Source organism: Dyadobacter endophyticus (assembly GCF_014641595.1).
GTDB lineage: Bacteria > Bacteroidota > Bacteroidia > Cytophagales > Spirosomataceae > Dyadobacter > Dyadobacter endophyticus.
Genome location: NZ_BMIA01000010.1, coordinates 1 through 11,860, shown reverse-complemented (window position 1 = coordinate 11,860; position 11,860 = coordinate 1). Strand labels below are relative to the sequence as shown.

Here is an 11,860-nt window from a genome sequence, read left to right as displayed (position 1 = left end):
CCTTATTCTACTAAATTGCTAATATGGCAGAAGATAAAATGATGCGCCTTAGCCAAGTGGCACGGATCCTCAACGTGGGTATTACTACGATCGTGGATCATCTGTCTGCCAAGGGGTATAAGGTGGAAAGTAATCCAAATACCAAAATTAATGCCGATCAAATCGAGTTTCTTGCGAAGGACTTCAAATCGAATGAGCTGAGATCATCCCTGACGCAAAAGCCGGTTGCTCCTGTTGTGGAAGCGCCGGTTGAGGTTAAGGAAGAGAAGGTGAAAAGCGACGTTGAAGGAATTCTTTATTTCCGAAATACACCGAAAGCCGACGAAAAACCTGTTGTAGAAGAAAACCCTTCGACCAGTGAGCCTCAACCTGCTTTTGAAAATAAACTACCTGGTATTAAAGTAGTTGGTAAGATCGACCTGGAAGCAAAACGTCCGGTAGTTCAACAGCCTGCGCCTGAGGAGCAACCTAAAACGGAAGCTCCAAAAGAGGTTGTGGCTGAAACGCCGAAAGAGGCACCAGCGCCAGTAGAGAAAGAAGAAATCAAACCGGTAGCAATTCAGCCTGAACCTGTTAAAGAAACTCCGGTGGAAGCTCCTGTGAAAGAAACTCCTCCCGCACCGGCGGCTCCGGTAGCCGAGGCGCCAGTCAAAGAAGAGCCTCGTCCGGTTGAACCAGCGGAAAGCAAACCCGCACCGGTTGAAGCAAAAGAAACTGCGCCAGTTGCAGAAAAAGCCGCTCCTGCCCCGGCAGAACCCAGCAGCACGACCGAAGAGCAGCCATCGGGCGAATCCGAGCTGATCGAGGCCCGCGGGGAACAACTCAGAGGACTAAGAGTAGTCGGAAAGATCGAACTACCTTCCAATAAAAAGAAAGATCCGGTGGCATCCAGCGACACTTCCGCTGACAAAAAACGCCGAAGAAAAAGAAAAAGAATTCGTGACGGAGCAGCGGCTCCCGGGGAAAACCGGCCAGCCGACGCAGGTGCAACGCCAAATGCTGGTGCAACTCCAAATACCACCACAGGAACTGACACAAACCGCGCCCGTCCAAATACGCCTGGAAATACCACCCAGGGTGGCAACACGCAAGCAGGCGGACCAGCCCGTCCAGCGCAACCAGGCCAGGGCAACCGGGCAGGCAACAACAGCAACAATAACCGTCGAGGTGGACGGCGTGAAGAGGTTTCCGATAAGGAAGTTTCTGACAACATCAAGGCAACAATGGCCCGTATGGGTGGTGGTAACACCAAAGGTATGGCCAGAGGAAAAGGCAACCGCCGCCGCGACCGTGGAGATCAGAACGATCCAAACGGCTTCGGAGACGAGGAAACAAAAGTATTGCGCGTAACCGAGTTCGTATCTGCCAATGACCTGGCGTCCCTGATGGACGTGACAGTTCAGGAGGTAATCTCGGTTTGCATGAGCATGGGTATGTTCGTTTCGATCAACCAGCGCCTGGATGCAGAAGCGATTACCTTCATTGCCGATGAATTTGGGTTTGAAGTAGCCTTTATTTCTGCGGAAGAAGAGGTGCAGAACGATGTGCAGGAAGAAGTTGATGACGAGGCAAGCCTGAAAGAAAGAGCGCCCATCGTTACAATCATGGGTCATGTTGACCACGGTAAAACATCGCTTCTTGACTACATCCGTCAGGAAAACGTAGCCAGTGGTGAAGCTGGGGGTATTACCCAGCACATTGGTGCATATAGCGTAAAAACCAAAACCGGTAAGCAGGTAACATTCCTTGATACACCGGGTCACGAAGCATTTACTGCGATGCGTGCCCGTGGAGCGAAGGTAACCGACGTGGTAATCATCGTGATCGCAGCGGACGACAGCGTCATGCCGCAGACACGCGAGGCGATCAACCACGCACAGGTTGCCGGTGTACCGATCGTATTTGCATTCAGTAAAGTAGATAAGGCCGGTGCGAACACCGAAAAGATCCGTGAAGAGCTGGCTAATATGAATCTTCTCGTGGAAGAATGGGGTGGTAAATACCAAACCCAGGAAATCTCTTCCAAATCGGGTCTGGGTATCGACGAGCTGCTCGAAAAAGTATTGCTCGAAGCCGAGCTGCTCGAATTGAAAGCAAATCCGGACCGTCGTGCATTAGGAACGGTTGTAGAAGCCTCCCTTGATAAAGGACGTGGCTATGTGACAACCATCCTGGTTCAGACCGGTACATTGAAAGTCGGTGATGTGGTACTGGCCGGCGCGCATTTCGGTAAAGTAAAAGCGATGACCGACTACCTTGGCAAGAAGCTCAAAACAGCGGGCCCTTCCACACCTGTACAGCTGCTGGGCCTTAATGGCGCGCCACAGGCGGGTGATCGTTTCAACGTATTCGAAAACGAGCGTGATGCACGTGATATCGCTACCAAGCGTGAGCAGATCCAGCGCGAACAATCGATCCGGACACGCAAGCACATTACCCTTGAAGAGATCGGTCGTCGTAAAGCGATTGGTACCTTCCGCGAGCTGAACCTGATCGTAAAAGGTGACGTGGATGGTTCGGTAGAAGCGCTCTCGGATTCATTGCTGCAACTTTCGACTTCGGAAGTTCAGGTAAATATCATTCACAAGGCGGTAGGTCAGATTTCTGAATCCGATGTCAACCTTGCGATTGCTTCCGATGCGATCATCGTTGGATTCCAGGTTCGTCCTTCTTCGAATGCGAAGAAAATGGCCGAACAGGATCAGATCGAAATCCGCCATTACTCGGTAATTTACCAGGCGATCGAAGAGATCAAAGATGCGATGACTGGTATGTTGGCACCGACCATCGAAGAGATCATTACCGGAAACATCGAAATCCGCGAAGTCTTCAAGATCAGCCGCATTGGTACCATTGCAGGTTGCTATGTGACGGATGGTTATGTGAAACGCAACAATAAGATCCGCGTTGTCCGCGACGGTATCGTACTTTATACAGGTGAAATCGATTCGCTGAAACGTTACAAAGACGATGTTCAGGAAGTAAGAAACGGTTACGAATGTGGTTTGAGTGTTAAAAACTACAACGACATTGAAATCGGCGACATCATCGAAAGTTTCGAGCTGCGCGAAGTGAAACGGACGCTTTAATAAGCTATAAATACAATGAAAGCCTGCCCCATCCAATGAGGCAGGCTTTTTTATGTTCTAATCAGAGCTACCTTAATTTTGGTCCAGGCGAAGTCTGGCTTTCACCTCTGTCAAAAGCTGGCAGCAAGCCGCATAAAGCTCTTTGTTGCCCATATTGATCTGCCAAAGGTAACCATCCACCTCACGTGCATACACGCGGGCAAAACCCGGGTCGTGCTCGGCAAGCGAGAGCATATTATCGATAATATCGGCATACTTAACCGTCTGAGCGACCGGCCGGGAGCTCACAATCCGCGCACCTTCCAGCTCTTTGCGCTGCGCCCTGTTCAGGGAAGGGTATTTCTCGCTGGTGTACTTGTCTGTAAGGTCGTCTACCCCCGCAAGGATGACAACATCCTCTTCAACACTATAACCAAGGCTCATCAGTTTGTAGGAAAGATCAGCCAGCGAACACTCGGTATCCTCAATCAAATCGTGACAGAGCGCGATTTCTGTTTCATAACCATTCCTTGCATACCTGTCCACGCGGTCGGCAACACTGAGTAAATGGGTGTAGTAAGGCGCACCGGTATATTTACGTTTCTGCTCCCCATGCATTTGCTTCACATAATCAAACAGCGCCCATTGACGCTCGGTCAATTCCAACATAATTTTAACGCAATCCAGATTTTTAGACTAATACTTCGCTTTATCTTTTTAAAGTAATAATAAAACCCTGCTTATTGAAATTATTATGCAAAAGTCAGAGGCCTATTTTTGAACCGCCGACCAGGCTCTGGCCTCTGACTGACGAGCAAAAACAAGAAAGGCTTGCATATCAGCGATATACAAGCCTTCAATTGTAGGACGTAGCGGGTTCGAACCGCTGACCTCCGCCCTGTCAAGGCGGCGCTCTGAACCAGCTGAGCTAACATCCTGCTTTCTGTGCGATGATTCGACCGCGATATTATGTCAATTTTTGTTACGATCCAATTCGAAGTGGTAAACTTTCCGGGAAGGAATCCGGTAGAGCAGCACCAGTCCGAGCACGAAAATGATGAGTAATGCAAGGATACTATTGCGCATGCTGCCGGTAAGCTGCTCAACAGTGCCATAAATAAAGGTACCAATCACGATCGCAAGCTTTTCGGTCACATCATAAAAGCTGAAATACGAGGCGGTATCTGTGACATTCTCAGGAATAAGTTTGGAATAAGTCGACCTGGAAAGAGACTGGATACCGCCCATCACCATACCTACCGTGCAGGCGATCACATAAAACTCCATGGCCTCGGTGGTATAGTAAGCGCCCGTACAGATGCCGATCCAGATAGTTACGCCTATCATCAATGCATAGATATTGCCGATTTTGCCCGAGAGCCAGGCGAAAGTATACGAGCCGGCAATCCCGACGAGCTGAATTAACAGCACGGTGATGATCAGGCTCTGCGAGGGCAGTTTCAGCTCTGTGGCGCCAAATATCGTCGCCACATACATGACCGTGCGCAGGCCCATCGTATAGATGAAAAATGCACTCAGAAACTTTGCCAGGTAAGGCTGCTCACGCAGGCGTCCATACACCTTTCTTAACTCCTTAAAGCCGTGAAATATCCAGTTGCCACTCTTTTGCCGATCGGCGTTGCCCGATGGCAGGTAGTAAAACGGAATTTGGGCAAACAGTACCCACCACAATCCCACCGTAAAAAACGATATCCGCGCAGGAAGCGATTTTTGGGTAATGCCATAAAACTGCGGCGCCAAAATCATGCTTAAATTAAAAAGAAGCAACACTACACTGCCCAGATAGCCCAGTGAAAAACCACGCGCGCTGTATTTGTCAAAGCGGTCTTCTGTGGCAATTTCCGGCAAATAGGAATCGTAGAAGACAATGCTTCCGCTCCAACCGATCAAGCTCAGACCAAAAAGGAACACTCCGGAAATCAGCGTTTCCTTCGTAAAAAAATACAGCAGCATACAGCTCACAGCCCCGGTATAGCAGAAAAACTGCATGAACCGCTTCTTCTTACCGGTAAAATCGGCGATCGCAGTGCAAATGGGAATCAGCAGCGCGGTGATCAGGAACGAGACGGAAACCGTGTAGGAAAAAAGAACAGAGCTTTTGATCTGCATCCCGAAAAAATTAACCTCCGGCGTACCGGAAGCACTTAATGCAGTCGCGCTGAAATAGACGGGGAAGATGCTGGAAACGATCACTAACGCGTGCACCGAGTTGGCCCAGTCGTACATGCACCACGCGTTGATGATGGAGGGGATGTTCTTTTTCATTCAAAAAAATTTGTACAAAATAAGAAAAGCGGCAGATTTTATCCGCCGCTTTTCCCCATAAATTGTATATCACACCACCAGCTACTTGATCACAGGCTGAAATACCATGATCGCCTCCTGCTCTACGCCACCAACGGGCATTTTACTTTTCAGTTTCATTCTGCTGTTGGTCAGTTCTTCCAGTCCGAATTCCCCCGAGAAGCCAATGATCTTGATATCCAGTGCCTTTTCTTCGTTGATCAAAGACCAGGTCCCACCATTGATTACCTGGCTTGAAATTTGATCCAACGCCTTCACTGTTGCATTTTGCTGAAATTGAATATCCATTTTCAGAATGTATTTTGTGTCAGTACCCAGTTGGTTGTCCGGAATGGTTTTTCCCGACAAATCCGTCACAGATGACATCCGCCAGGGATAATTAACCAGTATTTTATTCTTGGCCGTCGGCTCAGGCGTTTCATTCTTATCTTTGTCCTTGCAGCTAATCACCAAAAGCGATAAAAACAGGACTGGAACAAAAAGAAGTAGTCGTTTCATGTTGATTGTATTTTACGTTTCAAGGCAATTTCTATCGCGCTGTGGCCGGGTAGTTTCTCTCTTACGGGTCGGGAATTTCGTCTGGTGGATTACACCTGCCACGCTACGCGCCCCGGAAAAATGAAATTGGCGGCATTGCAAAAGTAACGAATTAGTCTGGTCAATTCTTATGACTCACTATACAAACATCTATTTAAAGGCTTTTTTCAGCACATTTCTGAGTATACTGCTCACCGCATTAACCGCTCGCAGCCAAAATTGCCAGCCCGGTTATGTGCTAAACCCGGTCACTACCAACAATAGTATCGAATGGAGCAAATTCCCGGAATTCTCGCTTCCATTCAAGATCATTTATAGCGGTCCGCGCTTCGGCGACACCCAGTCCCAGCCATTAAAACATGGGTTCAATCACCTTGCCGCATTCAGCGGGTCTGAACCCGGTTCATTGCAACCGAGCCAGCTCGCCGCACTTTGGTACGGCGTGGCAACATCGAGCGGCAACCAGCCGTGGGCCGACAATGCCCTCAGGAGCCCGTGGGGTAACGATACCGCCGCCTACCGGAGCTATTGGGATGCTTATGCGAGCACGGTTACCAATCTGGACATCGTCTGCCTGGACATCGAGCGCATGCAGCGTGAGGACCGCGACATTCTTGCATTGAAATCCAACACACAGATCCCGCAAAATTACCGGAACCTTTCCGATGCCGATTTCTTGGCAACCTACAAAAGAGATATACGCTGGTGGTACACCGAGGCGGCCAACCGCCTTCGCCTGAAAGGGGTAAAAGCCGCATTGACCAGTTACAGCGATGTGCCCATCCGCAATACCTGGCTCAATATCACCACCAACAGCTGGCAGGACTGGACCACCAACCTCGCACGCACACACTATCTTGTGCAGGACAATGCGGGCAAAATCGGGGGTAGCTTCTACAATGCCATGGATTTTCTCTCGCCCTCGCCATACTACTATTACGGCTACGACCATCCCATCGGCAAAGATTACCTCTCCTACCTGCTGTTCAGCATCGAAGTGAACGCGGCTTGGAGCGACAAACCGATCATTCCGTTCGTGTGGCTGCGCGTGCACGACAGCTACGACAAAAACATACCGCTGATCACCGATTTTATGGCCGAGGCCACGGCGATCTTCCCATTCTTTGCCGGCGCAAAAGGTCTATGGCTTTGGGAAAACCCATTTTTGTCGGCCGACAGGCAGGAAAACTACGGACCCTATGAACATTTCATCTACGGTCTCTACCGATTATCGCAGTTCAAGGATATGCTGGAAGGAAATTACCAACTGGTGATCCCCATGTCCGCCCGGGACAATATGGAGCAGCAAAACCCGGTTTGGAGAGGCATCGTAAAAGGAGGTAACATTCTGATCGCCGCCCAGAACCCCTATGCGGCCGATAATGCAACCACTTCCATCACGGTTTCCTATCAGAACTGGGCACGTAACATCACACTCAAAGGAAAGGAAGTTTTCCTCTGCAAGTTCGATCTGAACGACTCGGTCAATGGCGTGGAATCCTCGCTCGATAGGGTAAATGTATTTCCAAACCCGGCAGCGCAGGAGCTCAATTTTTCGCTGGCGGGTGTGAATGGGGTAACTCTGGTAGATTTTGCATTGACCAACAGTAAAGGACAGATATTCCTGCAACAAAAACTGAAAGCATTCGCCGGTGAAACCAAGACAACGGTTCCGCTTCCGAAACTATCGGCTGGCATGTATTTTGCCCGCTTTACCACCGATAAAAGAACTGTCATTAAAAAGGTAGTGATCCAGCAATAGCCGCTGCCTGCATTGTTATGAACCGACTCAGTCAACAAACCAGTCCGTATTTGCTTCAACACGCCCATAATCCCGTGGATTGGTATCCCTGGGGCGAGGAAGCATTATCCAAAGCCAAAAACGAAAACAAGCCTATTCTGGTCAGTATCGGCTACTCGGCCTGCCACTGGTGCCACGTAATGGAGCGCGAATGCTTCGAAAAAGAGCAGATCGCCCAGGTCATGAATCAGTATTTCGTCTGCATCAAGGTCGATCGCGAGGAGCGCCCCGATGTCGATGCCGTATACATGGACGCTGTGCAAGCAATGGGCGTACGCGGGGGCTGGCCGCTGAATGTGTTCCTGCTGCCTGACAGCAAACCTTTTTACGGGGTTACCTACCTGCCGGCCCAAAACTGGGTGCAGCTTTTGAAAAGCATTAACCAGGCATTTACCAACCATTACGACGAGCTGGCAAGCTCTGCGGAAGGTTTTGTAGAAAACATGGTCGCCTCCGAAAGCCAGAAATACGGGTTGGTCAATGCGACCGTCCAGTTCAACCGCTCTGATGCGGATTTGATGTTCGAGCAGATCCAGCGGCATTTCGATACGGTGAAAGGCGGCATGGACCGCGCGCCTAAATTCATGATGCCTTCCATTTACAAGTTTTTGATGCGCTATTTCGATATCAGCCAGAATCCGGAAGCATTGGCGCAGGTTGAACTTTCACTGAACCGCATTGCGCTCGGCGGCATTTACGATCACGTCAGCGGCGGTTGGGCCCGGTATTCGGTGGACGAGGACTGGTTTATCCCGCATTTCGAGAAAATGCTCTATGACAACGGGCAGTTGCTGAGCATTTACGCCGAGGCTTATTCCTTAACTCAAAATCCACTTTACGCAGACCGTATCCAGCAGACCGTTCAATGGCTGGCCGGCGAGATGCGCAGCCCGGACGGTGGATTTTTCTCCGCTCTGGACGCCGATAGCGAGGGTATCGAAGGTAAATTCTACATCTGGACTGAGCAGGAGCTCAAAGCTGCATTGGGGGAGGATTTTAATTGGTTTTCAAAACTCTATAAAATTTCCAGGCAGGGAAACTGGGAGCACGGCTATAACCACCTGCATTTGACAGAGCCCGTTGAATATGCCGCCAAAACAGCCGGCATTCACACCGAGAATTTTTCGGCGCTATATGAAAGCGCATTAAACAAACTTGCAGAAAGCCGTCGCTCCAAGATTCGGCCGGGACTGGATGACAAGATCCTGGCTTCCTGGAATGGTCTGCTGATCAAAGGCTTAACGGATTCCTACCGCGCATTGGGCCACGAGGCTATCCGCGATCTGGCCGTTGCAACAGCTCATTTCATTGCCGGAAAAATGACGACGGGTAACAAGTTGAACCACAGTTATAAAAATGGTCTAGCCACCGTGACGGGTTTTCTGGAAGATTATGCCGCGGTGATAGACGGTTACCTGGGGCTTTATCAGGTCACATTTGAAGAAAATTGGCTGCAAAAAGCCCAGGAGCTGGCCGATTACACGATAAGCAATTTCTTTGACCAGTCCGAAGGTTTCTTCCACTTTACCGATTCCTACGGGGAAACGCTCATTGCCCGCAAAAAGGAGCTTTTCGATAATGTAATCCCGGCCTCTAATTCCATGATGGCCCATAATCTTTACGTATTGGGCAAGATCCTCGACCGCGAGGATTACCTGGAAATAGCAGACAATATGCTTTCCAAGATGACCAAGTTGCTGCTTGCAGATGTGCAATGGGTCACCAACTGGGCCGCATTATACTGCCAGCGGGCTGTCCCTACCGCCGAAATTGCAATTGTAGGAGCCGACGCGGACGCGGTGCGCAAGGACTTCGACCGCTTTTTCATCCCCAACAAGATTGTCATAGGAACGAGCACTTCCTCCACCCTACCGCTCCTGCTGAACCGGACTGAGATCAATGCTAAAACAGCGATTTATGTCTGCTTCGACAAAACCTGTCAATTGCCGGTAACCAAGGTAGAAGAAGCACTCGATCAGCTGGCAGGCACTTAAAGCAGCGGAAAGTAACGGTCACGGATCACCTTCATGTGATGCAATGGATGCCCCAGGATCACAAAACCAAGTGCTAGCGCCGATATCTCCGTCTGGTTTGCATTACCCATGCGCGTCAGCATGGTTTTGTCCATGTTTCTAAACAAGGTTATCGTGCTCTGGCGAAGCTCGGAGAACTCCTGCAACAAATCGCTGATCGTGCGGCCGCCCGCAACAGTATTCGCAGCCAGGATAGCCTCATCATAACCCGGAAGCTGCGTCTTGTCGTTTCTCGAAAAGCGTAGCGCCCGGTAGGACATGATCCGCTCGTTATCGATCACGTGCTGCAAAATGTCTTTGACCGTCCACTTCCCTTCTGCATAAACCCGCTCGCCAAGCGCGTCTAGCTTTTCAGTTTCAGCAAATACATATTCAGGGGTGTATTTTGCGAATCCGTCAAATAGGTCGATATCTTCTACAAGGTTAATGTATCTGTCAAAAAACGGGGGCATTGGAACGATCTCTGATCTTTTCATGGTGTTATAAATAGTTTAATGTATTCTGCGGTAAGGATAATCGACTCTTCGCTGGCGGGAGCCCACTTGCCCTTCAATGTGCGCATACAGCGAGTCATTCGATCTGAAATCGTAGACAATCCGTTTGGGGAAATCGTGGTTGAGGTTTTCAAATACGAACCGGCCGCCTTCAATGGTTTTTAGTTTAAATAAAACCTCCTTCTCCTGATTCTGCCCGGCGGCCACCGGCGCGTACACAATCTGGGTGCCGCTTATGTAGAGGCTGACCTTTTCAAGCGGCGTAGTGTCGGCACCGGCAAGCGTATAGCTCATGCCGGCAAACTCCTTTTCGCTCCTGCGGGCCCAGGTTTCATAAATGTCGCCCCTGGCTCGTTTGTTTAGCCAGCTGCCCACGATCGGGCGCAGCTTTTCAAAATCGCTTTGTGTAAATGTGCTTTCCTGAGAAAAACCGCACAGCACAAGCAAGAGCACCCACTGTTTGCCCTTAACAACTTCAAGCAAAGACGGATAGGTTCGCATATATTCACAAGGGAATGATCGTAGTGTCAAGATAGCAAATTTTGGTCGTAACCTGCCTTTGCAGCCATCAACAATACCTTGCCTTCCATACGTTTAATCGACAATAAATTGGCGGCTAACAATTGAGTTGTTCCCTGGTTTACCGACGCCTGAAATATGAGTAGCAAGCCGGCCGGCGAAGGAGATCCAGCCTTTGGCAAATTACGTCAAATTGCCGTTGATGCAATTGTAATTACTGCTATTCGACTGGTTTATTAACTTCCTTTCGCTATTTTTGGGCATTCTATCAATATAACCTCCGCCCGACAAATATTACAAATCATTAAAACTGAACCACAACGGTCTTTTAGTTTTTATTGATCCAGGACTCCTATTAGCATTGAAAAAATTTTAATGCATGGTTCGCGCCGTTTCCCGACAGACTTTCTGCCGGAAAAGCCGCCGACTATGAATTTTATTACGCCAGACCCACCTGCCCCGTGCAGCGGCTGATGGCTAACCCCGAAAATATGAAGGTTAACGTAGTGATCTACGGAGTTGTGGCTGGCAGTTACAGAACACAAAACCTGATCAGATCCCTTTTTGACATTTCAGAGGTAAATCTGTTTTACCTCAACCCCGGATTACTCTGGGACCGCCCTTCCTTGTGGAACAAAATCCAGCGAATGATCATCGAGCTGACGGTCGTTTGGAAGGCCGACATCGTCATCATCCCCGCGACCCGCCATCAATACCCCTATAAATACAAGCTGGCGAAGTTCTTCAAAAAGCAGGTGATCACGGATTTTTACATCTCCTTTTACGACACCTATGTGACCGACCGCAAAACGATCGCCCAAGAAAGTCCCGAGGCAGCAGCACATTTCAAGCTCGATCAAAACGCCATTATCTCGTCCGACCGCACTATTTTCCTCAATGAGTCCGAAGCGGAATATTATACGCGCTTGCTGGATGTAAAACTGTCGGATATCCAATACAGCATTGTGCCGCTTTGTGTGGACAGTCGCCGAAAAGCGGTAAATCCTTTTGCGAACGGGACCACAAACAAGCTGACCATATGCTGGTGGGGCACTTACATTCCACTGCACGGATTAGATAAGG

Annotated in this window: 9 protein-coding genes and 1 tRNA gene; 4 read left to right on the top strand and 6 right to left on the bottom strand. The window is 49.4% G+C overall.

Features of this window, described 5'->3' with window-relative positions:
- The first annotated feature begins 23 nt into the window (after positions 1–23).
- Positions 24–3,089, top strand: a complete 3,066-nt coding sequence (gene infB / locus IEY24_RS32205; RefSeq protein ID WP_188939414.1) for a translation initiation factor IF-2 — start codon at positions 24–26, stop codon at positions 3,087–3,089.
- A gap of 72 nt (positions 3,090–3,161) precedes the next feature.
- Here the strand turns inward: infB and IEY24_RS32200 are convergent, their stop codons facing one another.
- The 4 genes from IEY24_RS32200 to IEY24_RS32185 form a co-directional block, all read right to left on the bottom strand.
- Positions 3,162–3,737, bottom strand: a complete 576-nt coding sequence (locus IEY24_RS32200; RefSeq protein WP_188939413.1) for an HD domain-containing protein — start codon at positions 3,735–3,737, stop codon at positions 3,162–3,164.
- Between the two features lie 194 nt (positions 3,738–3,931).
- A tRNA-Val gene (locus IEY24_RS32195) sits at positions 3,932–4,006 on the bottom strand.
- A 34-nt stretch (positions 4,007–4,040) separates the two neighbouring features.
- The gene (locus IEY24_RS32190; RefSeq protein WP_188939412.1) at positions 4,041–5,354 is read right to left on the bottom strand and encodes an MFS transporter; all 1,314 of its coding nucleotides are present in this window, start codon (positions 5,352–5,354) and stop codon (positions 4,041–4,043) included.
- 81 nt (positions 5,355–5,435) lie between these two features.
- The gene (locus IEY24_RS32185) at positions 5,436–5,891 is read right to left on the bottom strand and encodes a hypothetical protein (protein WP_188939411.1); all 456 of its coding nucleotides are present in this window, start codon (positions 5,889–5,891) and stop codon (positions 5,436–5,438) included.
- A gap of 169 nt (positions 5,892–6,060) precedes the next feature.
- Between IEY24_RS32185 and IEY24_RS32180 the strand changes: the two genes are divergently transcribed.
- Together IEY24_RS32180 and IEY24_RS32175 are read left to right on the top strand one after the other, a co-directional pair.
- Positions 6,061–7,692, top strand: a complete 1,632-nt coding sequence (locus tag IEY24_RS32180) for a T9SS type A sorting domain-containing protein (RefSeq protein ID WP_188939410.1) — start codon at positions 6,061–6,063, stop codon at positions 7,690–7,692.
- Positions 7,693–7,709: 17 nt separating this feature from the next.
- A complete protein-coding gene (locus IEY24_RS32175) occupies positions 7,710–9,725 on the top strand; it encodes a thioredoxin domain-containing protein (protein ID WP_188939409.1) in 2,016 nt (671 codons plus the stop codon).
- Here IEY24_RS32175 and IEY24_RS32170 read toward each other — a convergent pair.
- On the bottom strand, positions 9,722–10,240 hold the full coding sequence (locus IEY24_RS32170; RefSeq protein ID WP_188939408.1) for a DinB family protein: 519 nt from the start codon (positions 10,238–10,240) through the stop codon (positions 9,722–9,724). The two genes, IEY24_RS32175 and IEY24_RS32170, sit on opposite strands and share 4 nt — an antisense overlap.
- A gap of 15 nt (positions 10,241–10,255) precedes the next feature.
- On the bottom strand, positions 10,256–10,741 hold the full coding sequence (locus tag IEY24_RS32165; RefSeq protein WP_229223380.1) for a DUF6265 family protein: 486 nt from the start codon (positions 10,739–10,741) through the stop codon (positions 10,256–10,258).
- Positions 10,742–11,268: 527 nt separating this feature from the next.
- On the opposite strand from IEY24_RS32165, the gene IEY24_RS32160 reads away from it, so the two are divergent.
- Positions 11,269–11,860 (top strand): hypothetical protein (locus IEY24_RS32160; RefSeq protein WP_229223379.1); only part of this gene is annotated, 592 nt, incomplete at its 3' end.